Genomic DNA, 24,073 nt, shown 5'->3' with positions numbered 1-24,073 from the left:
CCGCGATGAAGCCCTACGCTCAATGCACGGTCTTGCGCTGCCGCACACATTCCTGGGCTTGAGCGGCCAATTCATCCAGCCGCTCATCGCGCATCTGCTCCGCTTCGATCATCGCATCCTCACCCTGCTGGTTAAGCAGGTAGGTATGAATCTGCAGCACTTCAGCCGTCTGATAAATCGGCGCAATGTCCAATCGCCCTATCAATGCGCCGCTGGCTTGCCCGGTGCTACTCATCAGCACTTGCGGACCATTGGCGGCCACCGCCTGCATACCCATGGCCTCGAACCACGGCACCTGGCTGGCGAAGGCATTCAGTTCTACACAGGCATGGCGAGCTCGCAAGTCGTCCAGCAAGGCGCGGGCGATGCCCTGGCGGCGGTGGCTGGGGCGCACGGCCAGGAATGCCAGTGCACAGGCCTGCTGGTCGTCCTCGGCTGGCAGAGACAGGGCAAAGCCCAGCAACTGGTCCGGTGCTTCGGCATCCAGCGCCAGGGTGAGCGCAACGGCCAGGCCACGGTTGCCGTCCAGTGCTTGCAGGTACTGGTGCACTTCCATGCCGACGCCGTACTGGTATAGCGGGTACAGCGGGTTGTCGGCAGTGATGGCGACACTGCTCAGTTCGCCGACATTGTGGATTACCAGCTCGCGGATCTGGTTCTGGAAAGATTCGGGCGGCACGCTGTCGAGGCGGCTCAGGATGAACATCGGGGGGCAGGCTCCGGCGGGTGAGATTACAGCCCGCGCTGTGTTGGCGCGGGTTGTACAGTCTAACCGGTTTTGCCGTATCAGCCTTGTGCCTGTAATGCACCGAGCATCAGGTCGAGGTTTTGCACCGCAGCACCCGAGGCGCCTTTACCCAGGTTGTCGAACACGGCGGTGAGCAGGACCTGGCCATGCTCGGGGTTGGCGTACAGCGCCAGGCGCAGGTTGTTGCTGTCGTTCAATGCCTCGGGGTCGAGGTTTGCCGCAGCGCCGTGCTGGTGCAAGGGCATCATCTGGACGTGGCGGGCACCCTGGTAATGCTGCTCCAGGCAGGCCTGCAACTGTTCGGCGTTGACCTGCCCAGGCAACAGGCGCAGCTGCAGTGGAATGCTCAGCACGATACCTTGGCGGTAGGCGCCGTAACCGGGCATGAACATCGGCCGCGCCGACAGCCCGGCATGCTGCTGGATTTCCGGCACGTGCTTGTGCGCCAGTTCCAGGCCATACAACTGCAAGGCCGGGGCTTTGCCCGCGCCGGGTTGTTCATGCCGCTCCACCGCAGTGCGCCCGCCGCCGGAGTAGCCGGAGATGGCATGGATGTTCAGTGGGTAATCTGCAGGCAACAGGCCAGCCTTGACCAGCGGCCGTAGCAAGGCGATGGCACCCGTGGGGTAGCAACCTGGGTTGCTGACCCGCTTGCTGTTCGCGATACGCTCGGCTTGTTGCTCGTCAAGTTCCGGCAGGCCATACACCCAGCCTGGCGTGATGCGGTGCGCGGAGCTGGCGTCGATCACCCGCACGTGAGGGTTGCTGATTGCTGCCACGGCCTCACGTGCAGCATCGTCGGGCAGGCACAGCAGCGCGATGTCGGCGCTGTTGATCGCCTCGCGGCGGCGTTGCGGGTCTTTGCGCTCGGCCTCGGGCAGGGTCAGCAGGCGCAGGTCGCCACGGCCCTGCAGGCGGGCATGAATTTGCAGGCCGGTGGTGCCTTGGTCGCCATCGATGAAGACAACAGGGGTGTGCATGGTCGGGGTCCGGTTGGGGAAGGATGGCCTATGCTCGCCTGTGGCTTTGCTAATGAAAATTTGAATATGATGATCGATATGTTCATTTTTTCTGAATTGATCCGACCATGCGCGAAATCAGCCTCGACCGCCTCCGCACGTTGGTGGTCATCACCGACCTGGGTTCATTTGCCGAGGCCGCCCGCCAGCTCAACCTGGCGCCGCCCACCATCAGCCTGCACGTGGCTGAACTGGAGGCGCGAGTGGGGGCCCCGTTGCTTACCCGCACCCGTGGTCAGGTGCGGCCCACGGCCATCGGCGAAACACTGCTGCTACGTGCCCGCCGCCTGTTGGCGGACGCCGACCTGGCGCTGGACGAAGTACGCCGGCAGGTCGAGGGGTTGACTGGGCGGGTGCGCCTGGGCGCTTCTACCGGCGCCATCGCCCATTTGCTGCCACAAGCCTTGGCGCGGCTGCGCATGGAGCACCCCGGGATCGACGTGCAGGTACAGGTGCTGACCTCACAGGCCTCGCTCACGCGCCTGCGTGAAGGCACGCTGGATATCGGCCTGGTGGCCTTGCCGCAGGTGGCCGGCAAAGGGCTGATGGTCACCCCCTGGCGGCGCGACCCGATTCTTGCCTATGTGCCGGCCGACTGGCAGCCACCGGCCAGGGTCACGCCGGGCTGGCTGGCGCAGCGGGCATTGATTCTCAACGACAGCACTACCCAGCTGTCACGGGTGACCGGGGAATGGTTCGCGACAGCGGGGTTGTACCCCACGCCGCGCATCGAGCTGAACTACAACGATGCGATCAAGAGCCTGGTCGGCGCCGGCTACGGGGCGACGCTGTTGCCGCAGGAGGGGGAGGCGGCCGAGCTGGACCGGCGTATTGCTCGCCGGCCATTGCGGCCGGGGTTGTGGCGGCAGTTGGGCATTGCTTGCCGGGCGGGGCAGGCAGAGCGGGCCACGGGGTATGTGCTGCAAGCGTTGGAGCGGTTACGGCAATAGGGGCCGCTCGGCGGCCCCAGGCCTCAACGCCGCTCTCGCGCCCGGACTGCGGTCACGGTCTCGCCACCGACACCCCAGTTATCGGTTGGCACCTCCTCGATCACCACAAAGGTGCTGGCAGGCGGCTTCCCCAGCACCTCCTGCAGCATACGGGTCGTCTGTTCGATCAACTGGCGCTTGTGCTCAGCGCTCACCCCTTCATCGGTTACGCGAATATGGACATAAGGCATGGTTGCTTGCTCCTCGGGTCAATGCCATGTGCCGGCGGTACTGCCGCCATCCACCGGCAGGATGACGCCGCTGACGAAGCGTGAATCGGCCAGGTACAACACCGCGTCCACCACGTCCTGGGGCGAACCGGTACGGCCGCTTGGCGACAGTGCGCCCATCCCCTGAACATTGTCGCCATGCAGGGGGGTCTCGATGATCCCCGGCGCCACGGCATTCACCTGCACGCCGCTGGCCGCCAGTTCCAGCGCCAGGCCTTTGACCGCCTGGTTCAGGCCGCCTTTTACCAACACCGGCAGCAGGGCTGGTACGCGGGTATCCGGCTGCAGGGCGATGGAGGCCGTGATGGCGATGATCTGCCCATGCCCTTGCTGGGTCATGATCCGCGCTGCTTCCTGGGCTGGGTAGAAAAAGCCTTTGAGGTTGGTGCCGACCAACGCGTCCACATCCATTGCAGTGTATTCGGCAAACCGTTTGGCAATGAAAATGCCGGCGTTGTTGATCAGGATGTCCACACCGCCAAAGGTGTGAGCGGCCTTGGCGAACAAGCGTTGCGCCGTGGCCGGTTCGGCGATGTCACCCGCTACGCCAATAAACCGCGAAGAGTTGCCGAGGCGAGCGGCGGCCTGCTCCAGGCGTGCCTCGCTGCGGGCATTGCCGACGACGTTGTCGCCGCGTTCCAGGAAGGCCTCGGCCAGGGCAAAACCCAGGCCGCTGGAGGCCCCAGTGATGATGACGGTACGTGGCTTGTTCATGTGCTTGGTCTCCAGTGAATTGAGCCATCGGCTCGATGTGGACTCACTGTAATTGGCTACCGATGCTTGAAAAATAAGGCGCGAGGCATTTCAATCGATACACCATGTAATTAATTGAGCCGCCATGCCCCGCCATTTCGATGACTTGCAACTGGGTAGCCTTGAGCTGTTCTGCCTGGCCGCCGACAGTGGCAGCTTCACTGCCGCAGCCGCACTGGCCGGCGTCACGCCGGCGGCGGTCAGCCGCAACGTGGCGCGTCTGGAGGAGCGCCTGGGGGCACGGTTGTTCGTCCGTACCACGCGGCAAATGCGCCTGTCCGCAGCGGGCCATGCCTATTACCTGCAATGCCGACAGGCGCTAGGGCAACTGGTCGAAGCCGAACGCCAGGTAACGGGTGGGCAGATCGAGCCCAGTGGCTTACTGCGCATCAGTGCGCCCACGCCCTATGCCCATCATCGGTTACTGCCGCTGCTGCCGCGCTTTCGCCAGCGCTACCCGCAGGTGCGGGTGGACGTGCATGTCAGCAACCGCAACGTCGATTTTGCCGAGGAACCCTTCGACCTGGCCATTCGTGGCCGCGAACCGGCCGACTCACGGCTGGTGGCGCGTCGGCTTGAGGATGCCGAGCTGGTGGTGGTGGCCACCCCGGGCTACCTGGCCGGTGCCGGCATGCCGCAGGTGCCACACGACTTGCAGCACCACGAGTGCATCCAGTTTGAAATGCCCAGCAGTGGCCGCCGCCCGCCGTGGACCTTTCGCCAGGATGGTCGTCAGGTGGAAGTGGAAACGCAGGGGGCGCTCACCTGCCTGGGCGACTTTCTAGCCACGGCCACGCTGGTGCGCCACGGCGGCGGGCTGATGCAGGCTTATCGCTTTACTGTGCAAGACGCATTGGTCAGCGGCGAACTGGTCGAGGTGCTGACGGCGTTTGGCGGCACCTCTCGGCCCTTCATGTTGATCTACCCGCAGGCACGGCACATGCCATTGCGGGTGCGGGTGTTCATCGATTTCCTGTTCGCCGAGGCCGGGCAACCGCTGAGCTGACGTGGTGCGGTGCAGGCATGGGCCGACTATGCTTTTGGCTGCGCCGAGCCGAATAGGCCTCGACGAACCTTACGGTTTTCCAGGAGAACGCTCCATGAAATCCATGAAATGCATACCCTTGCTGGTGATTACCTCCGTCCTCGCTTTTGCCGCACACGCAGACCCAGCAAGCAACTGTGCGGCCAAGATCAAGGAACTGGAGGATTTCCATAAAGCCAGTGGTCAGGCGATGCATGGCGGCATGGCCCATGACTTCAAAGTTCATCTGCAAAATGCCAAAGATGCTCAGAGCAAGGGTGACATGGCTCAATGTCAGGCCTCTGCGGACCAAGCCAAGACCATCTATAACAAGGCTCGTAGCAAATAAGCTCGTACGGGCCTCTTCGCGGGTAAACCCGCGAAGAGGCCCGTGCAGGATGGCCCCACCGTCAGAACCAGCGATCGTTCTTCTTGCGTCCCCGGGTCAGCGCCGGCAGGATCAACCCCGCCAGCAAACCCGCACCAGCAATGCTGCCGCCATACACCATGTAGCGCATCATCACCTGCTTGTTCTCATCCCCCAGGCGCGCCTGGGTATCGCGCAGCTCCGACTGGCTTTGGTCCAGCTGCTCGTTCAGCGCCTTGTTGCGCGCCTCCAGTTCGTCGATCAGCTGTTTGCGCGAATCGAGCGTTTCCTGCATGCCCTGCACGCGGTTTTTCCAGCTGTCGTCGATGGTCTTCAGCTGCCCGGTCAGTTCCACGACCTGGGCATCGAGCATCGGCAGGCGTTCGTTCTGTCCAGGAACCGCCTGCAGGTCGTTGCTGAGAATCCACACCACATCGCCGTTCTGCCCGCGCACCTGGCTGTAGTTGCCCTGGCTGCCGATCAGGGTGAGTTTTTGCCCGGACTTGAGCGTTCCGACGATGCGGTGGCCATCCGTCGGGCCGCTGCGCACGTAGGTGCTCAGGCTGTCGCTGACCCAGCGTGCATCGCTGGCAGGCTCTTCGGCGTGCACCGGTGCGGCAAGGGTCACCAGGGCGGCAATCAGGCCGCCGCGCAGGGCAGGGAGGACGGAAGCAATTGGGCGGGAATCGGGCATGTTGGGTCTTCGCTGAAACAGGACAAAAGTAGGCCCGGTGACTGGGCCGATGAACCGGTCGGTGAGTTGACCGTCAGCCAAAGACCGTTTTTTTGTAAGCAGGTTCACTACCTGACGTCGGAAATGTCTGCAGGATGTTGCAAGGCCCGACCCAGGGCATTGCCTTGTCGATGACGCAATTGTAATGCGCCGATCACCTTGGCGTTATCTGCCGGCCGTCAATCTCGGCCCGCCGACATAACAACAAATGCGACGTTCAAGGAGCATCGGATGACCTGCAGATCACCCCTGAAACTGGCGGCTTGCCTGGCACTGGCCAGCGTTGGCAACCAGGCCATGGCGGCAGAAGAAAGCGCTGAAGGCTTTATCGAGGGCAGTACCCTCAGCGTGCTCAACCGCAATTTCTACTTCAACCGCGACAACCGCGATTCCGCCGCCCCCATGCACAACCCCAACAAGCAACCTGACAATGGCTACTCCGAAGCCTGGGCTCACGCTGTGATTACCCGCTTCGAGTCGGGCTTCACCCAGGGTACTGTCGGTGTTGGCCTGGATGCGTTCGCCATGCTTGGCCTCAAGCTCGACACCGGCGGCGGTCGCAACGGCGGGCGTAGCTCTTTCGATGTAATGCCCGTTGACCGTGATGGCCAGGCCCGTGACGAATACACCAAGGTAGGTGGCGCGGCCAAGGTGCGCCTGTTCGACACGGTCCTGAAGGTAGGCGATGTGTTCCCGGCCAACCCGGTGGTGGCGGCAGGCGACTCGCGGCTACTGCCGGAAAGCTTCCGTGGCGTGACCCTGGAGAACACCAGCATCAAGGACCTGACCTTGCAGGCCGGGCGTTTGCACGCCATGAGCCAGCCAATGTCCAGCGACCTGCGGGAAAACTTCGTGACCTTCTACGGCGGCCCGGTCGATTCGCCGTGGATTGCCTATGGCGGTGGTGACTACACGCTCAATGACCATGTCAGCGTCAGCCTGTTCAGCAGCCGGCTCAAGGATGTGTGGAACCAGTACTACGCCGGCACCAGCCTGAGCTGGCCGTTGAGCGATGAGCTGGCCCTGCTTGGCGGTTTCAACTATTACAAGGCGGTTGATGAAGGGCAGCGGCGCCTGGGTGCCTTCGACAATGACATCTGGAGCGCCAAGGTCGGCGTGCGCCTTGGCGCTCACACCCTGGCGCTGACTCACCAGCGCAACAACGGCGACGATGACTTCGACTACCTGCGCCAGTCCGACTCGATCTTCCTCGACAACTCTATCCAGTACAGCGACTTCAACTCGCCCAAGGAGCGCTCGTGGATGCTGCGTTACGACCTGAACATGGCCGCCTATGGCGTGCCTGGCCTGTCGTTCATGACGCGCTACGGCAAGGGCACAGACGCCGACTACTCCAATGCCAACGCCACCTACATGCGCCGCGACGGCGACGGCAACCCACTGACCGACCAGAAGCGCTGGGAACGTGACATCGAGGTCAAGTACGTGGTGCAGACCGGCGCAGCCAAGGACCTGTCATTGCGCGTGCGCCAGGCCACCACCCGGGCCACGGCCTTCGAGTCGGACCTGGACGAAGTACGGCTGATCGTGGAATACCCGCTGTCGATCCTGTGAATTCACCTTGGCAGCCTTGTTGCTCCTTTGGTTTGGGTGAATATTTTGGCGCTCCGCATGGAGCGCTTTTTTTTCGGGCTATAAGTTGCAGCTAGACTCATGGGTTCACACCCTTTCAGGGAGCCAGGACCATGACTGCCAAGAATACCGTCTGCCTGTGGTATGACCACGATGCCGAAGACGCGGCGAACTTCTATGCCCGAACCTTCCCCGATAGCCAGGTGGTCGCGGTGCACCAGGCACCCGGCGATTACCCTTCAGGCAAGCAGGGCGATGTGATTACCGTGGAGTTCACGGTAATGGGCATTCCTTGCGTCGGGCTCAACGGTGGTTCGACCTTCAAGCACTGCGAGGCGTTTTCGTTCCAGGTCAGCACCGCGGACCAAGCCGAGACCGACCGTTTGTGGGATGCCATTGTCGGCAACGGTGGCGAGGCCAGCGTGTGTGGTTGGTGCAAGGACAAATGGGGGATTTCGTGGCAGATTACCCCACGTGTCCTCATCGAAGCCATCGGCCACCCCGACCGTGCGGCGGCCAAGCGGGCGTTCGAGGCCATGATGCAGATGGGCAAGATCGATGTGGCCAAGATAGAGGCGGCATTGAAGGGTTGAGGCAGGTTCTGCTTAAGTCCCCGCCTCGCAGCCCCTTTAGGTGACACAAGGCCGTTTCGACAGGGTACCGCCCAGCCTTGCAGGGTCAGGTTTGGGAAACTTCGTTCGCTGCCGTTACCGGCTTTGTCGAAGCCTTCTTTTCCTGCACCACAATGTAAAATTCCTCACCATGCTTTACCGCACCATACAGCACGGCTTTTTCGATCAGTTCGTTGCCGCGCAGGTGACGCAGCATCATCGGGTCCTTGCGCAGGTCGCGGTAAAGCGCCAGGCACAGCAGTACCATCACCATCACGAACGGCAAGGCGACGACGATGGTCAGGTTCTGCAGCCCGGTCAGTGCCTCGCCGGGGTCACGCGGGTCGCCAATCGCCAGCATGATCGCCGCCACCGTCCCGGTCAGCGCGCCCCAGAAAATTACCGTGCGCCGTGATGGCGCGGTGGTGCCGTGTTCCGATAGCGTGCCCATCACCAGCGAGGCTGCATCGGCTCCCGAGACGAAGAAAATGCCTACCAGGATCATCACCAGCACCGAAGTCGCCGAGGCCAGCGGGTAGCTGTCCAGCAGTTGGTACAACGCGTGGTTGCTGTTGACCGTACCGTTGGCCAATTGGAGGGCACCCTCGCGCACGGCATCGATGGCGGCGCCGCCGAAGATGGTGAACCACACCAGGCTGACCAGGCTCGGCACCAGCAGCACCCCTGTAACGAACTGGCGGATGGTGCGGCCGCGGCTGATGCGGGCGATGAACATGCCCACGAATGGCGTCCAGGAAATCCACCAGGCCCAGTAGAACACGGTCCAGCCGGCCAGCCAGTTGTTCATCTGCTCGCCGCCACTGGCGTTGGTGCGGGCCATCATTTCCGGGAGCATCTTGATGTAGATGCCGAGCGATGTCGGCAGCAGGTTGAGCATCAACAGGGTTGGCCCGACCATGAACACGAACACCGCCAGCACCAGCGCCAGCACCATGTTGGTGTTGGAAAGCCACTGGATGCCCTTGCCGATGCCCGACACCGCCGAGGTGACGAAGGCAATGGTCAGCAGGGTAATGATCGAGATGTAGAACAGCTTGCCGGGGCTTTCGATCCAGCCGTTGTATTCCAGGCCGCCGGCAATCTGCAGCGCACCCAGGCCCAGCGAGGCGGCCGAGCCGAACAGCGTGGCGAAAATCGCCATCATGTCGATCAGGCGGCCGAGTGGGCCGTTGGCGTGCTTGCCGATCAGCGGCCGGAAGGCTGCGGAAATCAACTGCGAGCGGCCACGGCGGAAGGTGCCGTAGGCGATCACCAGGCCGACGATGGCGTACATGGCCCAGGGGTGCAGGGTCCAGTGGAACAGGGTGGTGGCCATCGCCACCTGCATCGCTTCGCTGGTCTGCCCGCTGGCCGAACCGGGCGGCGGCGATACGTAGTGCGACAGTGGCTCGGCCACGCCGAAGAACATCAGGCCGATACCCATGCCTGCGCTGAACATCATTGCTACCCAGGACACCGTGCGGAACTCCGGCTGTTCGCCATCACGGCCCAACGGAATTCTGCCGTAGCGGCTGGCGGCCAGCCACAGCACGAACACCACGAACAGGGTGGAAGTGAGCACGAAGAACCAGCCAAAATTGAGAATGACCCAGGATTGCGCGCTGGAGGCGCTGCTGGCCAGGCTGGTCTGGTTGAGGAAGCCCCAGAGCACGAATGCGATGGCCAGGAGGCTGGTGAAGCCAAAGACGATCCAGTCGAGTTTGCCCTCGAAATGTCGGTCCTGGCGGGCTTCTGCGGTTTTCGAGGGGTCTGTCACGCCAAGATCGAGTGTTTCTGTGATGTGTTCCTTTGCCATGAATGATGAGGCCCCTTTGTGGTTTACCTGCGTATGCAGGCTTGTTGTTGTGTGGGCTACCGAGCGCGATGAAGGCTTCGGCGGGGTGGAGTGCTGGCGCGATTATCCTGCGCCGGAAAAGGCGACGCCTGTCCCCATAGCGCCCTGGGGCGTCCATTACGCGACTTGGCAAATACTTTTAGTTCTGGGGGCAGTGGCCCTTTCTGCCTCGGCTTCTGGTAACCTGATGGGCATTACCCGGGCCCGCACATACGAGCACCGTAGAAGCGCTGCTGCTTGCGGCCCTGGCCGTACCAGGAAACGGAGATTCGTCATAATGGCCACTGACCGTGTGAGCCTGATTCATTTCGATAAATTGAGCATGAGCCCTGCCGCTGCCGATCGGTTCCAGAAAGCCCTCGACGCGCTGGCAGCGCTCAAGCTGCAGGACCGTTACGTGTACCTCATCGCTCCTTATCTGGGTGATATCGCTGACGCCTCCGACCTTGAACAACTGGACACCGCCCTGGGCCAGTGCATTCGTGTGGTCGATGAGCTGCTGGCTGCCAGGTCGGTCAGCAAGGCCAAGGCCGAAGAAGTACGCCAGGTGTTTCACAGCGCCGCCGAACGTGCTCGGGCGGAAATGCCCGGCTGAGTGGTGGCATGGCCAAAGACATCGACAACCCTTGCGTCTCTTTATGCCAGCTGAACAGCGAGCTGTGCGTGAGCTGCGGCCGCACCCGTGACGAAATCCGCAAGTGGCGGGGCATGAAGCGCCCCGAGAAGATGGCCACTGTGCAGCGGGCGGCGACGCGAATGAAGGCTATCGCCAAGAAGGCGGCCAAGCGGCAGAATGCCGACTGAGCCTGCGTGCCATTCACGCAACCTTTCCTGATTGTTTGACGAGCCTGAAATGGATTCTCACTCGCTGTTTGCGTTTACCCTGGTCGCCGCCATCGCGATCGCCAGCCCTGGCCCTGCCACCTTGATGGCCATCAACAACAGCCTGGCCCATGGCCAGCGCAGCGCGATCTGGTCGTCGCTGGGCAATGGCACGGGCCTGTTCTGTCTGTCGGCCGCGGCCATGTTGGGGTTGGGCGCATTGCTGGCCAGTTCTGAAGTGCTGTTCAATGCCGTGAAAATCCTGGGGGCAGGCTACCTGTTTTACCTGGGGGTGCGGCAGTTGTTGAAAAAAAGCCCGATGCTGGAGCAGGGCGCCGCAGAGGGTGCAGCCAAGGCAAGGCCTACGCCGCTGAAACTGTTCAAGTCGGCCTTTCTGACGGCGGTGACCAACCCCAAGGCGACCATGTTCTTCACCGCGCTGTTCCCGCAGTTCATCGACCAGGGCGCGGCGTTATTACCGCAGTTCCTGACCTTGACAGGCATTTTCGTGGCCTTGTCGCTTACTTCACTGAGCTTGTATGCCGCCCTGGCTGCGCGGGCCAAGGGTGTGTTGACCCGACCTTCGCTGTCGCGCTGGGTGAGCCGGGTGGTGGGCACCACCTTTATCGGTTTTGGCGCGGCGATCCTGGCAATGCGGCGGCAGGGGGCCTGAAAAGGCCGGATTCCAGTCAACTGTGCGGGCCCTCATTGTCTATCCTCCGGCGGTTTTTCTGCTGGCCGATGAAAGGCCCGTCTATTGGCCGCTGATGGTCCAGACTGCCTAGAAGACGCACAGATGATTGCTGCAGCCGACCACAGTAGGTGGCAGCCTTTGGCCACCATGTCGGGTCGCCGGATGTACATGTGCCGAGGGTCGTAGATGATCGAGCGTTGCTTTCGCCGCGCCTTGCTACTGTTGTGCCTGTTGCCGCTGCCCCTGGCTGCGGTAGCGGATGATGCATGCCGACGGCTCACCGCGACCGGCAATCCTGAATACCCGCCGTACTTGTGGCGCGACCCGCAAAACCCCCAGCAATTGGTCGGTGCCAATGCTGACCTGCTCAAGTACTTGGGCAAGCAGTTGGGGCTGGATATCGAAGTGGTTTACGGCGGGCCGTGGTCGCGAGCCCAGGAAGAGGTGCGCACCGGTCGGATCGATTTGCTGGCCGGGTATTTCCTGACCGAAGCACGCCGGCTGCAGATGGACTTCATTGCCCCGCCATTCCTGCATACCCCCAGCGTGGTCTGGGTGCGCCAGGACAATGCCTTTGCCTACCGACAATGGGCCGACCTCAAGGGCCACAAGGGCGGCACTCTGGTCAACAACAGCCATGGCCAGCAGTTCGATGAATACGCCCGGGCCAACCTAACCCTTGAAGCGGTGCCCAGCGCCCGGCAGGCGTTCGAGAAGCTGATGCACAAGCGCAGCGATTACGTGGTGTACGAGCAGTACCCTGGTATGGCGCTGGCGCGTACCTTGGGCATCGCAGCCACTGTGCAGGTGTTGCAGCCGCCAGTGTCCAGCGAAGGGTTGTACCTGGCGATTTCGCATGATTCGCCCTGTAACCAGCCGCAGTTGCGTGAGGCGCTGGCGCGGGAAATGGCGAAGATAGTTGCCGGAGCGCTGCCCGATCATTTGCTGAAGCAGAACCTGGAGCGGTGGCAGTAACGCGCAGGTGCGCGCTTCTACAGGGACCGTGCCAATCGTTCTGCTTCCTTGGCTTGGGTGACGTTGACTGCCCCGGGCAAACTGACGTTGTTCTTCGCCGCGAGGATCTCGGCCATGACGCTGACTGCAATTTCCGCTGGGGTCTTGCTGCCGATGTAGATGCCAATCGGGCCGTGCAAGCGCCGCAGCGAAGCTTCGCTCTCACCGAAGTGCTCGATCAGCCGTTCACGGCGTAATTGGCTGTTGCGCCGCGAACCGATGGCGCCAATGTAGAACGCCGGGCTGTGCAACGCTTCGAGCAGGGCCAGATCATCCAGTTTTGGGTCGTGGCTGACGGCGACGATGGCGCTGCGAACGTCAGCGGCGAAGGCGCGGACCACGTCGTCTGGCATGCCAGGCAGCAAGTTGACCCCGGCAACATTCCAGCCTGCCGTGTACTCCGGGCGCGGGTCGCACAGCGAAACGCTGAAACCGTTGAACAGGGCCATGGTGGCGAGGTACTCGGCCAGTGCGCCGGCACCGATCAGCAGCAGGCGGTAGCCTGGGCCGAGGGTGCTGAGCATGCGCTGGCCATCGAAGCTGAACAGTTCAGGCAAGCCCGTGGCGCAGAGGCTGGCTTCGCCGCTTCGCAGGTTCAGGTCACGGCGTACCAGGCTTGCGCGGTCGAGGCAGGCCAGCAGTTGTTCAAGATGCTCCAGCGAAGGGGTGAACTCCAGCACCAGTTCGAGGGTACCTCCACAGGGCAGGCCGAAGCGGTGGGCCTCGTCGGCACTGACGCCATAGCGCACGACCTGGGGCTGGCTGGCGGGCATGCCGGGGCCTTCGTATGCACGGGTGTAGCGATGGATGAGGTCGTCCTCGATGCAGCCCCCGGAAACACTGCCGACCACTCGACCGTCACTGCGCAGGGCCATCATCGAGCCGACCGGGCGCGGGGATGAGCCCCAGGTGCGGGCGACCGTGGCGAGCAGGGCGCGGTGGCCGGCTGCAAGCCAGTCACGGGTAGTGCGCAGGACCAGCAGGTCGATGCTTTCCATTGGGGCTCCATTAACCTAGGTGTTCAAAAGTTGTCCGATTCAGCGCATATGCAAGATGATCGGGCTGCTACTGGCCGGGTCGGTATGCCCTCGCAGCTTGCCCACTGCTTGCGCGTTCACCGCGCCACCCTGGTTACCCCATGCCGTACGCACGAAGCTCAGCACTTCGGCAATCTCCTGATCACTCATCTGTTCGCGAAAAGCCGGCATGCGATAGGCATCCGGCACCCCGGCAGCCACCACCCGCTGCGAACCGTTGAGGGTGATATTGATGGCCGAGGCATCCTCCCTGGCCAGTGCCGAGGTTGCCCCGGCCAACGGCGGCATCCATTCGGCCTGGCCTTTGCCGTCCAGGCCGTGGCAGGAGGCGCAGCGGGTCACATAGGCATGCGCCCCAGGGCTGTCGAGCTGCGCAGCTGCCGATTCGGCCCGGTATTGCCACGGCGCGCCGTCACGCTGTGGGTCACCGGGCAGGGCCTTCAGGTAGTGCGCGATGGCGGCCAGGTCATCGTCATGCATGAATTGCGTGGAGTTGTTGAACGCCTCGGTCATCGAACCAAATACCACGGCATGCCGGTTGCGCCCGGTCTTCAGAAACTGCGCAATCTCAGCCTCGCTCCAGCGCCCCAGCCCGGTGTTGTGGTCGGCGCGCAGGCTAGGTGCGTACCAGCCGTCGAGCAAGGCGCCAGCCAGGAACGGCTTGCCACTGTCATCCAGTGCCTTCTCGTTGAACGCCAGGCCGCGCGGTGTATGGCAACTGCCGCAGTGGCCAGGCCCCTGGACGATGTAGGCGCCACGGTTCCATTGCGCATCTTGCCCGGCCTTGTCGGCGTAAGGCGTTGTGGCAGCGAACAGCCCGTTCCACAAGGCGATTGGCCAGCGCAGGTTCAGTGGCCAGGGGATGTCGCTGGCCAGGTTGGTCTGCTGCACCGGTTGCACGCTGTGCATGAAAAAGGCGTACAGCGCCTTTACATCGTCATCAGTGAGCTTGGCATAGGACGGGTAGGGCATCGCCGGGTACAGCCGTCGACCACCGGGCGCGACACCTTGGCGCACGGCGCGGTCGAAGTCGGCCAGGCTGTAGTTGCCGATACCCTTGTCGCGATCGGGAGTGATGTTGGTGGCGTGGATTGCCCCCAGTGGGGTGGCCATCTCCAGCCCGCCGGCAAACGGTTTGCCGTCTGGCAGGCTGTGGCAGGCCACGCAGTCGCTAAGCCGGGCCACGTACTCGCCGCGGCTGATCAGCGCCGGGTCGGCTTCGGTGGCCTGCGCCTGCGCCTGGGCCTGGGCTTTGGCGAACGGCGAAGCAGGCTCACGGGTGACATACCAGGCCAGCAGGCCTGCCGCGACCAGGCACGGCAGCGCCAGCCAGCCAGCGGTTCTTGCGAAACGATGGGTCATGGGGCGTCCCTTGTGCGATCAGCTGAAGGTATGGCGGCTCAATGGCAAGCTGCGTACGCGCTGGCCGGTGAGCTGCGCGACCGCGTTGGCCACCGCCGGGGCCACGGCCGGCAACGGTGGTTCGCCAATGCCGCCCATCTTCGCCCCGCTTTCGACGATGCGCACATGCACCCGGGCCATGCGCGCAGGCGGCAGGATCGGGTACAGGTCGTAATTGCGCGCGCGCGGCTTGCCGTCCACGTACACCGCTTCTTCCACCAGCGTCTGCGACAGGCCAAGGGCGACGGCGCCATTGACCTGGTGCTCGATGATCGCCGGGTTGACGATGCTGCCCGGGTCGATGGCCTGCCAGATGTCGTGCACCTTGACCTGGCCGTTGTCGATGGACACCTCGGCAATGACCGCAGCCTCCGAGCCGAACGGTGAGGCCATGGCCACACCGCGTGCGCGCTTGCTACCGTCTTCGGCGGTGAACGGCCCACGCTTCCAGCCACCGGACAAGTCGGCGACCGCGTTCAGCAGGTGGGTCAGGCGTGGGTTGTCGCGCAGCAGGTGCAGGCGCAGTTCGAACGGGTCTTTGCCGCCTTTGTCAGCCAGCTCGTCGAGGAATGACTCGTAGAAGAAGTCGTTCAGCGAATTGCCCACAGAGCGCCAGTAGCCGAGCATGGCTGGGCCTTTGACGTAGATCTGGGCGATGCGCTTGTTGGCGATGGCGTAGGCCTTGCCCGACAGCCCCTCAAGCGCGGTCGGGTCGATCTTGTCCCCCTGTTTGCCTGCGATGGCCTCGGTTGGGCCTTCGGTGGCGCTTATCGCTTCGAGGGCCACTGGCATGCCGTCGGCATCCAGCCCGGCGCGGAACTTCACCACGGCAACCGGGCGCAGTACATCACGCAGGAACTCTTCTTCGCGGCTCCAGATAAGCTTTACCGGCCGGCCAACGGCTTTGGCCAACGCAATGGCCTGCGGGTAAGGGTTGGCCGAGTCGTACAGGAAATGCCGGCCAAAGAACCCGCCCAGTAGCGGCGAGTGCAGGTTGATCTGTGCAGGCTCCAGGCCGGTGCGCTTGGCAATGTCGTCACGGAACATGTCCGGGGCCTGGTTGGGCAGCCAGACGTCCAGGGTGCCGTCCGGGTTGAAGCGGGCGAGGGCGGACGGCGGCTCGAGCTGGGCATGGTTGAGGTATTGATTGTGATAGCTGGCCTCGACCTTGGTCTTGGCATTGCTCAGGGCGCTGGCCACATCACCTTCATTTTCTTCATCACGGGCCGGGCCCTTGACCGTGGCGAGGTGTTCGCGCCAGGCGTCGCTGGAAAAGTCGGCCGGCATCGGCCGAACCTTGCTGTCGGCGGTTGGCTCTTTCCAGTCCACTTGAAGCGCCTCCACCGCACGCTTGGCGTGCCACCAGCGTTCTGCGACCACGGCCACGGCGCCCGGCAGCTGATGCACCGAATGCACGCCTTTCATGGCCTTGACCTGGTCTTCGTTGCGCAAGCTGCCCACGGTCATGCCCAAGCGTGGCGCATGCTGCACGGCGGCGTGGAGCATGCCGTCGACCTTGATGTCGATGCAGTACTGGGCCTTGCCAGTGGATTTGTCATAAGCATCCAGGCGGCGTACGGGCTTGCCGATCCAGCGAAACTGGCTGGGGTCGCGCAATTTGACGCTGGCCGGGTCGGGCACGGGCAGGTCCATGGCGCGCCCCGCCAGTTCTCCGTAGGGTATGGAGCGGCCAGTCGTGGTATGTACCACGTTACCCGGCGTGGTTGAAAGCTCATCGACCGGCACGCCCAGCTGTTCGGCGCCCGCCTGCAGCAGCATGGCTCGGGCGAGGGCGCCCAGGCGGCGCATGGTCGGATAGCTCATGCGTACCGACATGCTGCCGCCGGTAATGCGCATGCCGTTTTCCATCACCACGTAGGCTTCGCCCGGTGGTGCGCTGTCGACCACGAAATGAGCCGGGTCGACGTCAAGTTCTTCACCGACGATCTGTGCCATGGCGGTAAACGGGCCTTGCCCACCTTCCATGAAGGGGCTGAGCAGGCGTACCGTGCCGTCTGGGCGAATTTCCAGAAACGCCGGCACCTGGGTGCCGCGCTCAGCAGTTGCCGCCGCTGCAGCTTGCACGCGAGCCGAGCCCATGGGCAGGCCGAAGCCCAGTACCAGGGCACCGACTGCGGTGCTGGCCAGAAAGCGCCGACGCGACAGGTTGACCGTTTCGCCCAGTTGCAACCTGTGCAGTTCGGCGAGGGTATCGACGGGCGTGTTCATCAGGCCTGCTCCCCTTGGGCCAGGTCATGCACGGCGGCATGGATGGCGTTGTAGGTGCCGCAGCGGCACAGGTTGACCATGGCTGCATCGATCTGCGCATCGCTAGGCTTGGGCGTGTGCTTTAGCAGCGCAGTGGCTGCCATCACCTGGCCAGACTGGCAGTAGCCGCATTGGGCCACCTGGTGCTCGACCCAGGCGGCGACCACGCGTTTGCCGACGGCATCGGCCTCGATCGCCTCGATGGTGGTGACCTCGCGGCCGACCACACCTGCCACCGGGGTGACGCAGGCGCGCACCACGTTGCCATCCACCAGCACCGAACAGGCGCCGCACTGGGCCAGGCCGCAGCCGTATTTGGTGCCGGTCAGCCCCAGGTCATCGCGGATCACCCACAGCAAGGGCGTGTCGGCGTCCGCCTCGACCTGATAGGTCTTCTGGTTGATGCGTAGTTCCATGGTTCACCTGCCAGTCATCGGTTGCTGTCGCGTTGTTTTTTTCAGTGCGGGAATACGTTGTTCCCCAGAGAAGAAACGCTAGCACAGGGGGATGACCGCTGGTCTGGTGTCGGGGCGAGGTTCAGAGGATCAGGCAAGCAATCCGGTGGAATGCGCAAGGGCGTGAAGGGGTGGGGCAGGTAAACAGGACTTCCGTTGTGAAAACCCGGATAATGCCGGCCAATTTCGTTTTGCACGCTTAAATCACGGTAAATCCGCATGGAAATCAAGGTCAATTTTCTCGACAATCTCCGTCTCGAAGCCAAGTTCGACGACTTCACGGTGATCGCCGATCAACCGATCCGCTACAAAGGCGACGGTTCGGCCCCAGGCCCGTTCGACTATTTCCTGGCGTCTTCGGCCTTGTGCGCGGCTTACTTCGTCAAACTGTACTGCCAGACCCGCGACATCCCCACCGAAAACATTCGCCTGTCGCAGAACAACATCGTCGACCCGGAAAACCGCTACAACCAGATCTTCAAGATCCAGGTCGAGTTGCCCGAGGATATTTCCGAGAAGGACCGCCAGGGCATCCTGCGCTCCATCGACCGCTGCACTGTCAAGAAGGTGGTGCAGACCGGCCCCGAGTTCGTGATCGAAGTGGTCGACAACCTCGATGCTGACGCCCAGGGCTTGCTGATGCCGGTGTCGGACACCAGCACCTACATCCCCGGCAAGGACCTGCCGCTGGAGCAGACCATCGCCAACATGTCAGGCATTCTCGCCGGGCTGGGGATGAAGATCGAAATCGCCTCGTGGCGCAATATCGTGCCCAACGTCTGGTCGCTGCACGTGCGCGACGCGCAGTCGCCGATGTGCTTCACCAACGGCAAGGGTGCCACCAAGGAAGCCGCGCTGGCCTCGGCACTGGGTGAGTTCATCGAGCGCCTTAACTGCAACTTCTTCTATAACGACCAGTTCTGGGGCGAAGACCTGGCCAATGCGCCGTTCGTGCATTACCCCAACGAGCAGTGGTTCAAACCGGGCCCGCGCGATGCGTTGCCGGCCGAGATCCTCGACGAGCATTGTCTGGAGGTCTACAACCCTGACGGCGAATTGCGTGGTTCGCACCTGTACGACACCAACTCGGGCAACAAAGCGCGGGGCATTTGCTCGCTGCCGTTCGTGCGTCAGTCCGACCAGCAAGTGGTGTACTTCCCGTCCAACCTGATCGAAAACCTGTTCCTCAGCAATGGCATGAGCGCCGGCAACACCCTGGCCGAGGCGCAGGTGCAGTGCCTGTCGGAAATCTTCGAGCGCGCCGTCAAGCGCGAAATCCTGGAAGGCGAGCTGTGCCTGCCGGACGTGCCGCAGGAGGTGCTGGCCAAGTACCCGGCGATCGTCGCCGGCATTCAGGGGCTGGAAGAGCAGGGCTTCCCGGTACTGGTCAAGGATGCGTCGTTGGGTGGCGAGTTCCCGGTCATGTGCGTGACGCTGATGAACCCGCGCACGGGCGGTGTGTTTGCCTCGTTCGGCGCACACCCAAGCCTGGAAGTGGCGCTGGAGCGTAGCCTCACCGAGCTGCTGCAGGGCCGCAGCTTCGAAGGCCTGAACGACCTGCCGCAACCGACCTTCGAAAGCCACGCGCTGACCGAGCCGAACAACTTCGTCGAGCACTTCATCGACTCCAGCGGCGTGGTGTCATGGCGCTTCTTCAGCGCCAAGGCCGACTTCGAGTTCGTCGAGTGGGACTTCTCCGGCCACGGCGAGAACTCCAACCAACAGGAGGCCGCGACGCTGTTCGGCATCCTCGAGGCGCTGGGCAAGGAAGTGTACATGGCGGTGTACGACAATCTGGGCGCCACTGCTTGTCGCATTCTGGTGCCGGGCTACTCGGAAATCTACCCGGTCGAGGACCTGATCTGGGACAACACCAACCGTGCCTTGTCGTTCCGTGCCGACATCCTCAACTTGCACAGCCTCGACAGCCGCTCACTGAAGCTGCTGCTCAAGCGCCTGGACAACTGCGATGTGGATGACTACACCACCATCACCACGCTGATCGGCGTGGAGTTCGACGAGAACACCGTGTGGGGCCAACTGACCATCCTTGAGCTGAAACTGCTGATCTGCCTGGCGGTACAGCGCTTCGAGGATGCCAAGGAACTGGTCGAGGCGTTCCTGCAGTTCAACGACAACACCGTCGAGCGCGGCCTGTTCTACCAGGCGCTGAACGTGGTGCTGGAAGTGCAGTTGGATGACGAACTGGAGATGGATGACTACGAAGCCAACTTCCGTCGGATGTTCGGCAACGCGCGCATGGACGCGGTGCTGGGTTCGGTGGACGGCAGCGTGCGCTTCCATGGCCTGACCCCGACCAGCATGAAGCTCGAAGGGCTTGATCGCCACTTGCGCTTGATCGAGAGCTACAAGAAGCTGCACGCGGCGCGGGCCAAGTTTGCCTGATAACCGCCGCCCTCAAGCGTCGCTCATACGCGCCTTTTTTGGGTTGAAGGTGCTGGAGCTTCCTCGAACGCTTCTGGGGGCGGTGGCGCCGCTCGGACGTTGAACAGGCGGCAGATGCCGTACCAGCAGATGGCGACGGTGAGGTTATAGGGGAACAGCACGGCCCAGAACGGCAATTGCCAGTTCTTTTTGCCCTGCATTTCACCGGGCTCACCGGTTCGCCAAGGAGCGTAGTGGCGCCACGCTTCGGCTGGGGTCAGGCAGATGGCGTGCAGCGGCTTGTGCCACCAGTTGGGCTCGCCGGGCGGGGGGAGTTTGTCCGGGCCGTGAGCCATGAAATGGCGGAGGTATTCCCAGACTTCGGCGACGTGCTTCACGCCGGGTTCGGTGGGTTCGTTGCTGTCGACCCAGAGGCAGTCTTTTTGGTGGAGGCTGCCGTCTTCTCGGCGAGGGGCGAAGGCGAGGGCATAGCTGGTGCTGAACGATGAACCGCCGAATTCGGTGCGTTTGAAAAGGCCACCTCCGGTATTGCTCCATTCAAAAACTAGTACCTTGCTCAAGCGTTGGTAGTAGATTTTTTGGGTTGAGCGGTTGAGACAAAAGCTCGACAGGTTTTTTATATAAAATATGCGATAAATTAGAAAGGGAATGAAAGGAAATGGAGAAATTAAAAACAGGAGCATCAGTGCAATACTCTCATCGTAGAGGTCTAGGGTGATTGGGAGAATTTGAGGGTAAAATCCGAGTAGTGATATGACTGTTATTGCGCAGTACAATTTCCCCATAAATACGGAGTCTGTTACCCAAGGGTTCCGCAGGGTTAAAGTGTTATTTGACAAGTTTAATAGCTGTCCGCCAATAGCAGGTTTGTTCCCGGAGTCTGTGGTTGGATTGAATAGCCAGATGGTCGCCATACTCAGCGCTCCAGATGAAAAGTTGACAGGATCTCATTGTTCTCGTCCAGGCCTTGATTGGCGTTGTAAGTTAGATGCAGTGAGACATATTTTTGGCTAGCTAGCGTGTTTTCGAAGTGAAGAACCAAGCCAGCACCTACGATGTAGCCAGTCGGGGTAATTGGAAGCACGTCCCTTCCTTGGTCATCACGGTGGGCTTTTAAGCTTCCTGACCATTCGCTTACCCCAAGTACAAAACCAGGTAGCAGCACTGTAAACTCAACGGTTGGCTGAGGTGCGACTACTTCGTTATGTGTAATCGCTATCCAGTTTGGCGGAGACCAATGATTGTTCTGATGCCACCTAGTGTCGACATGAGTTACGCCGAGTGACAGGGCCTGTTTGGCGGATAGTAGTTTTGGCCCGTAATGCTCGTTGTGCCAGGCTTTGACTTCCGTTGGTAGTGAGGCGAAAGCAGGCAGTTTCTTCACATAGTCCAACGTGATGTCAGGACGCTCCTCTCCGTCATTAATACGATTGCCGAAGATGCTACGTGCTACCCACAACTCAATTGGGCTATGAAGGTGCTCATGTGCCTTGGCGTGTAGGTACAGGCCTGCTCCAATGATGGCGACGCCTACAAGTACAAGGGCCGCTGCGGCCCATCCGGCGAACGGCACAACTGATGTCACGCCCGCAACTGCAAGTCCTGCTTCAAGGACGACAGCGGAACCAATAGCCATGGTAAAGCCACCGGCCATCGTGTAACTGGCTGCAGTTAGATTGCCGTTGTTGTTCTGCCGCAGTGCCTTAGCAAGGTCAGCGAAAAAACCAAATACTATTGCGGGGTATCCTGTTAAACGCGCGAAAAGGTTACTGCTTAAGAACCTGATAACCCCGTTGCCAAACGCCATCCCCGGTGCTGTCGAGCTTAATCGCAGCATCACCGCCTTCTGCGTTGCCCGAACGCTGACCATTGTGGCTGCCGCTGCACCGATCACCCCGAATATCGATGAAGCAAAGCCCAAGGTGTATTCCGGTGCATTGCTCTTCTGCAGGCTGTTGTAGGCCGTCTTGAGCGATAAGATGTTGAACCACAGCATGCCTGCGTTAAAACCACCGCCACCGCCCGCGGTAAGCAAGCCGAGAAAGTTAGGTTTCACCCGCGCGGTAGTGGTCAGCTCGATCAGCACGTTTCGGCTACCCGAGATGCGCAGCGCTTTCATCTCCTCTACCTGCGCCATGCCGCTCTTCAAATACTTCTGTACCTCCTGGCTGAACGGATTGTCCGTGATGGCCTGGTTGGTGATCCGGTAGCGCGCTGCCAACAGCCCCAGCGCTTTCTCGGCATTCCCTTCACGCGCCGCCATCAACACCTGCTGGCGCAGGCCATGGCTGGCATCCCAGCGGGTTTGCCCGCGCAGGCGCTTGAGCACCACGGTATTGACCGTCTGGGCGGTGAGGTCGGTGATGCCGGCCATGGCCGGAAAGCGGCCGGCCAAGCCTTCGATCACGTTATCGCTGGCGCCGAGCAAACTGCCGATCGCGTCGGCCTTGTCCTTGAACGAATTGAACGGTGCCAGGGCGGTGTACAGCGGGCTGTCGTGTTGATCGAGCCATTGTTCCAGGCGTTTGAAGCGTCGATCCTGTTCCTCGGTGCCAGGGGCCGGCTGGCCCATCGGCTGAATCAGCAACGCCGAGGATATTTCCAGCCCGCGGGCGGAAGTGATTTCGTCACGGTCGTAACAGGCCAAGGCGGCGGCCAGGCTGTAGGGGTTATCGATGTGTTGGGGTTCGGCCGTCGCCAGCCAGGCGTCGTGATCGTTGCTGGCTTGCAAGGCTTGGTTGCGCAGGGCGGCAATGCGCCGTTCCAGTTCATCGCGCTCGGCGAGAAAACGCCGGTATTTCTCGACATCGAGGCGCTGTGCCAGGCGTGCGCCGTGGGGCGAGTAGTCCTTGTGGGTGAGCGCCTGAAATTGCGATTCGGCCGGCGACAGGGCGGGGCCCCGGCGCTCCAGGCCAAGCCGGAACGCGGCCAGTTCCGGTGAGGGGGCGTCCGCCGGGTACATGCTTTCCAGCGTCTTGTTCAGCAGCATGGCCACCAGGTTGCGATGGTGGAAATCGCGGCTTTGCACACTCAGTTGTTCGGCATCCAACCGGTAGCACGCCGGCACGCGCTCCTGCTCGGGCGGTTGTGCGGGCTTGGTGTGCTCCAGTTGCTCGGCGGGCATCAGGTCGCGCAGCTGATGCTGGTAGGCCGAGACCGACAGGCTCAGGTCCAGGGCCATGCCTTCGGCGTCGGCAAGCGCGACCACCACCGGCACTTTCGGCTGGGTGTAGGGGTAGTGCCGCGCCATGGCGACGAGGTTGCCGATGGGCAGGATTTCGCTGATCGGGTCGCTGCTCCAGGTCAGCGGCATGCGCCGGTGGGGCGGTTTGAAGTCTTCGACCCAGGTTTGCAGGGCGCTGACCGGCAGCACATGGGGCTGGGTGGACGGAGCTTGGTTGCCGCTCACCAGTTCGGCCATGTCCAACTGGCGCATGTGCCGTTTGCGCAGGGCAGGCGAACCGGTGATGCGGGCGGTCATGGCGTTGGTCCACAGGTGTGGGCTGTAGCCGATCCAGACTTCCTTGGCGGTATCGGGGCAGGTGTCGGCCCACACCCAGCCCAGGGTGCGGCTGGAGAGGTAGCGTTCACGCAGGTGGTAGTTCTCCAGCCCTTGGTAGCGCAGTTCCTTGTAAAGGCCTGCGCCGACGTACTCATGGATGACCAGCTTTTCGCCCAGCGGGCCTTTCATGAACACGTAGACATAGCCCTGCCGCAGGGCGCGGAGGGTGTAGGCGGAGTGTTGCAGTGGGGCGAAGCCTTGTTCGAGGTTGAAGCCTGCGTCGGCATAGCGGTAGGCGGGGGAGTCGCCGGTGCGCGGCACGATGGCATAGCGCACTGGCAGGATGGGGATGCGTGCACTGCAGGCGGGACCAGAGGTGGCACTGCTGACGGAGGCATTGCTCATGAGATTTCCTTGCTCAGAGAGCAGCCCTTTCAGACATTAGGCGTAGAGTGGCCTGCTCCAGTACAGAAAGGACTGAAAGATAATTGGCTGACGATTGTTGTGTAAGAAATTTCTTACTTGCTATTTTAAGTTGCAGGGATATGGATT

22 protein-coding genes are annotated in these 24,073 nt (G+C 62.1%); 10 read left to right on the top strand and 12 right to left on the bottom strand.

The window, feature by feature from the left end; translation table 11 throughout:
* Nucleotides 1-19: 19 nt before the first annotated feature.
* Together Q9451_RS18800 and argC are read right to left on the bottom strand one after the other, a co-directional pair.
* Nucleotides 20-706: a GNAT family N-acetyltransferase gene (locus Q9451_RS18800; RefSeq protein WP_012271925.1), complete on the bottom strand. Its 687-nt coding sequence runs from the start codon at nt 704-706 to the stop codon at nt 20-22.
* An 80-nt stretch (nt 707-786) separates the two neighbouring features.
* Nucleotides 787-1,728 (bottom strand): N-acetyl-gamma-glutamyl-phosphate reductase, encoded by a 942-nt coding sequence (argC, locus tag Q9451_RS18795; RefSeq protein WP_012271926.1) that lies wholly within the window; start codon nt 1,726-1,728, stop codon nt 787-789.
* A gap of 107 nt (nt 1,729-1,835) precedes the next feature.
* Between argC and Q9451_RS18790 the strand changes: the two genes are divergently transcribed.
* On the top strand, nt 1,836-2,717 hold the full coding sequence (locus Q9451_RS18790; RefSeq protein WP_012271927.1) for a LysR family transcriptional regulator: 882 nt from the start codon (nt 1,836-1,838) through the stop codon (nt 2,715-2,717).
* A gap of 23 nt (nt 2,718-2,740) precedes the next feature.
* On the opposite strand, the gene Q9451_RS18785 is transcribed toward Q9451_RS18790, so the two are convergent.
* A complete protein-coding gene (locus tag Q9451_RS18785) occupies nt 2,741-2,947 on the bottom strand; it encodes a 4-oxalocrotonate tautomerase family protein (RefSeq protein WP_012271928.1) in 207 nt (68 codons plus the stop codon).
* An 18-nt stretch (nt 2,948-2,965) separates the two neighbouring features.
* Entirely contained in the window at nt 2,966-3,700 is a 735-nt protein-coding gene (locus Q9451_RS18780; protein WP_012271929.1) for an SDR family oxidoreductase, read from the bottom strand.
* A gap of 124 nt (nt 3,701-3,824) precedes the next feature.
* On the opposite strand from Q9451_RS18780, the gene Q9451_RS18775 reads away from it, so the two are divergent.
* The gene (locus Q9451_RS18775; RefSeq protein ID WP_012271930.1) at nt 3,825-4,745 is read left to right on the top strand and encodes a LysR family transcriptional regulator; all 921 of its coding nucleotides are present in this window, start codon (nt 3,825-3,827) and stop codon (nt 4,743-4,745) included.
* A 94-nt stretch (nt 4,746-4,839) separates the two neighbouring features.
* Nucleotides 4,840-5,112, top strand: coding sequence for a hypothetical protein (locus Q9451_RS18770; RefSeq protein ID WP_012271931.1), 273 nt, complete (start codon nt 4,840-4,842; stop codon nt 5,110-5,112).
* 61 nt (nt 5,113-5,173) lie between these two features.
* Here Q9451_RS18770 and Q9451_RS18765 read toward each other — a convergent pair whose 3' ends face one another.
* Nucleotides 5,174-5,824, bottom strand: coding sequence for a TIGR04211 family SH3 domain-containing protein (locus tag Q9451_RS18765; protein ID WP_012271932.1), 651 nt, complete (start codon nt 5,822-5,824; stop codon nt 5,174-5,176).
* Nucleotides 5,825-6,094: 270 nt separating this feature from the next.
* Between Q9451_RS18765 and Q9451_RS18760 the strand changes: the two genes are divergently transcribed.
* Entirely contained in the window at nt 6,095-7,438 is a 1,344-nt protein-coding gene (locus tag Q9451_RS18760) for an OprD family porin (RefSeq protein WP_012271933.1), read from the top strand.
* A gap of 131 nt (nt 7,439-7,569) precedes the next feature.
* Nucleotides 7,570-8,049 (top strand): VOC family protein, encoded by a 480-nt coding sequence (locus tag Q9451_RS18755; protein ID WP_012271934.1) that lies wholly within the window; start codon nt 7,570-7,572, stop codon nt 8,047-8,049.
* An 85-nt stretch (nt 8,050-8,134) separates the two neighbouring features.
* On the opposite strand, the gene Q9451_RS18750 is transcribed toward Q9451_RS18755, so the two are convergent.
* A complete protein-coding gene (locus tag Q9451_RS18750) occupies nt 8,135-9,883 on the bottom strand; it encodes a BCCT family transporter (protein WP_345960703.1) in 1,749 nt (582 codons plus the stop codon).
* Between the two features lie 316 nt (nt 9,884-10,199).
* On the opposite strand from Q9451_RS18750, the gene Q9451_RS18745 reads away from it, so the two are divergent.
* The 4 genes from Q9451_RS18745 (at nt 10,200) to Q9451_RS18730 (ending at nt 12,413) form a co-directional block, all read left to right on the top strand.
* Nucleotides 10,200-10,517, top strand: coding sequence for a hypothetical protein (locus Q9451_RS18745; protein WP_012271936.1), 318 nt, complete (start codon nt 10,200-10,202; stop codon nt 10,515-10,517).
* Nucleotides 10,518-10,525: 8 nt separating this feature from the next.
* The gene (locus Q9451_RS18740; RefSeq protein WP_012271937.1) at nt 10,526-10,726 is read left to right on the top strand and encodes a DUF1289 domain-containing protein; all 201 of its coding nucleotides are present in this window, start codon (nt 10,526-10,528) and stop codon (nt 10,724-10,726) included.
* A 49-nt stretch (nt 10,727-10,775) separates the two neighbouring features.
* Nucleotides 10,776-11,417 carry a LysE family translocator gene (locus Q9451_RS18735; protein WP_012271938.1) on the top strand — a complete coding sequence of 214 codons (642 nt, stop codon included), beginning with the start codon at nt 10,776-10,778 and terminating at the stop codon, nt 11,415-11,417.
* Between the two features lie 207 nt (nt 11,418-11,624).
* Entirely contained in the window at nt 11,625-12,413 is a 789-nt protein-coding gene (locus tag Q9451_RS18730; RefSeq protein ID WP_012271939.1) for a transporter substrate-binding domain-containing protein, read from the top strand.
* A 17-nt stretch (nt 12,414-12,430) separates the two neighbouring features.
* Here Q9451_RS18730 and Q9451_RS18725 read toward each other — a convergent pair whose 3' ends face one another.
* The 4 genes from Q9451_RS18725 to Q9451_RS18710 are packed head-to-tail and all read right to left on the bottom strand — an operon-like array spanning nt 12,431 to nt 17,574.
* Nucleotides 12,431-13,450 (bottom strand): XdhC family protein, encoded by a 1,020-nt coding sequence (locus tag Q9451_RS18725; protein WP_012271940.1) that lies wholly within the window; start codon nt 13,448-13,450, stop codon nt 12,431-12,433.
* Nucleotides 13,451-13,489: 39 nt separating this feature from the next.
* Nucleotides 13,490-14,851: a cytochrome c gene (locus Q9451_RS18720; protein ID WP_012271941.1), complete on the bottom strand. Its 1,362-nt coding sequence runs from the start codon at nt 14,849-14,851 to the stop codon at nt 13,490-13,492.
* 18 nt (nt 14,852-14,869) lie between these two features.
* Nucleotides 14,870-17,119 (bottom strand): molybdopterin cofactor-binding domain-containing protein, encoded by a 2,250-nt coding sequence (locus Q9451_RS18715; protein WP_012271942.1) that lies wholly within the window; start codon nt 17,117-17,119, stop codon nt 14,870-14,872.
* Nucleotides 17,119-17,574: a (2Fe-2S)-binding protein gene (locus tag Q9451_RS18710; RefSeq protein WP_012271943.1), complete on the bottom strand. Its 456-nt coding sequence runs from the start codon at nt 17,572-17,574 to the stop codon at nt 17,119-17,121. Before Q9451_RS18710 ends, Q9451_RS18715 begins: the two co-directional genes overlap by 1 nt.
* Nucleotides 17,575-17,832: 258 nt before the next feature.
* Here Q9451_RS18710 and Q9451_RS18705 point away from each other — a divergent pair, with 258 nt between their 5' ends.
* A complete protein-coding gene (locus tag Q9451_RS18705) occupies nt 17,833-20,019 on the top strand; it encodes an OsmC domain/YcaO domain-containing protein (protein ID WP_012271944.1) in 2,187 nt (728 codons plus the stop codon).
* 23 nt (nt 20,020-20,042) lie between these two features.
* On the opposite strand, the gene Q9451_RS18700 is transcribed toward Q9451_RS18705, so the two are convergent.
* Together Q9451_RS18700 and Q9451_RS18695 are read right to left on the bottom strand one after the other, a co-directional pair.
* Nucleotides 20,043-20,933, bottom strand: a complete 891-nt coding sequence (locus Q9451_RS18700) for a hypothetical protein (protein WP_012271945.1) — start codon at nt 20,931-20,933, stop codon at nt 20,043-20,045.
* Nucleotides 20,934-20,935: 2 nt separating this feature from the next.
* Nucleotides 20,936-23,926 carry a T6SS effector BTH_I2691 family protein gene (locus Q9451_RS18695; protein WP_012271946.1) on the bottom strand — a complete coding sequence of 997 codons (2,991 nt, stop codon included), beginning with the start codon at nt 23,924-23,926 and terminating at the stop codon, nt 20,936-20,938.
* Nucleotides 23,927-24,073 lie beyond the last annotated feature (147 nt).

The sequence above is a fragment of the Pseudomonas sp. NY8896 genome (assembly GCF_039634505.1).
Note: the sequence above shows the minus strand (reverse complement) of the source record. Positions and strands in the feature narration are given on the sequence as shown.

Excerpts from the sequence above, each read along its gene's own strand:
- Q9451_RS18800 (WP_012271925.1), bottom strand. The coding sequence starts at position 706 with ATGTTCATCCTGAGCCGCCTCGACAGCGTGCCGCCCGAATCTTTCCAG.
- argC (WP_012271926.1), bottom strand. The coding sequence starts at position 1,728 with ATGCACACCCCTGTTGTCTTCATCGATGGCGACCAAGGCACCACCGGC.
- Q9451_RS18790 (WP_012271927.1), top strand. The coding sequence starts at position 1,836 with ATGCGCGAAATCAGCCTCGACCGCCTCCGCACGTTGGTGGTCATCACC.
- Q9451_RS18785 (WP_012271928.1), bottom strand. The coding sequence starts at position 2,947 with ATGCCTTATGTCCATATTCGCGTAACCGATGAAGGGGTGAGCGCTGAG.
- Q9451_RS18780 (WP_012271929.1), bottom strand. The coding sequence starts at position 3,700 with ATGAACAAGCCACGTACCGTCATCATCACTGGGGCCTCCAGCGGCCTG.
- Q9451_RS18775 (WP_012271930.1), top strand. The coding sequence starts at position 3,825 with ATGCCCCGCCATTTCGATGACTTGCAACTGGGTAGCCTTGAGCTGTTC.
- Q9451_RS18770 (WP_012271931.1), top strand. The coding sequence starts at position 4,840 with ATGAAATCCATGAAATGCATACCCTTGCTGGTGATTACCTCCGTCCTC.
- Q9451_RS18765 (WP_012271932.1), bottom strand. The coding sequence starts at position 5,824 with ATGCCCGATTCCCGCCCAATTGCTTCCGTCCTCCCTGCCCTGCGCGGC.
- Q9451_RS18760 (WP_012271933.1), top strand. The coding sequence starts at position 6,095 with ATGACCTGCAGATCACCCCTGAAACTGGCGGCTTGCCTGGCACTGGCC.
- Q9451_RS18755 (WP_012271934.1), top strand. The coding sequence starts at position 7,570 with ATGACTGCCAAGAATACCGTCTGCCTGTGGTATGACCACGATGCCGAA.
- Q9451_RS18750 (WP_345960703.1), bottom strand. The coding sequence starts at position 9,883 with ATGGCAAAGGAACACATCACAGAAACACTCGATCTTGGCGTGACAGAC.
- Q9451_RS18745 (WP_012271936.1), top strand. The coding sequence starts at position 10,200 with ATGGCCACTGACCGTGTGAGCCTGATTCATTTCGATAAATTGAGCATG.
- Q9451_RS18740 (WP_012271937.1), top strand. The coding sequence starts at position 10,526 with ATGGCCAAAGACATCGACAACCCTTGCGTCTCTTTATGCCAGCTGAAC.
- Q9451_RS18735 (WP_012271938.1), top strand. The coding sequence starts at position 10,776 with ATGGATTCTCACTCGCTGTTTGCGTTTACCCTGGTCGCCGCCATCGCG.
- Q9451_RS18730 (WP_012271939.1), top strand. The coding sequence starts at position 11,625 with ATGATCGAGCGTTGCTTTCGCCGCGCCTTGCTACTGTTGTGCCTGTTG.
- Q9451_RS18725 (WP_012271940.1), bottom strand. The coding sequence starts at position 13,450 with ATGGAAAGCATCGACCTGCTGGTCCTGCGCACTACCCGTGACTGGCTT.
- Q9451_RS18720 (WP_012271941.1), bottom strand. The coding sequence starts at position 14,851 with ATGACCCATCGTTTCGCAAGAACCGCTGGCTGGCTGGCGCTGCCGTGC.
- Q9451_RS18715 (WP_012271942.1), bottom strand. The coding sequence starts at position 17,119 with ATGAACACGCCCGTCGATACCCTCGCCGAACTGCACAGGTTGCAACTG.
- Q9451_RS18710 (WP_012271943.1), bottom strand. The coding sequence starts at position 17,574 with ATGGAACTACGCATCAACCAGAAGACCTATCAGGTCGAGGCGGACGCC.
- Q9451_RS18705 (WP_012271944.1), top strand. The coding sequence starts at position 17,833 with ATGGAAATCAAGGTCAATTTTCTCGACAATCTCCGTCTCGAAGCCAAG.
- Q9451_RS18700 (WP_012271945.1), bottom strand. The coding sequence starts at position 20,933 with ATGGCGACCATCTGGCTATTCAATCCAACCACAGACTCCGGGAACAAA.
- Q9451_RS18695 (WP_012271946.1), bottom strand. The coding sequence starts at position 23,926 with ATGAGCAATGCCTCCGTCAGCAGTGCCACCTCTGGTCCCGCCTGCAGT.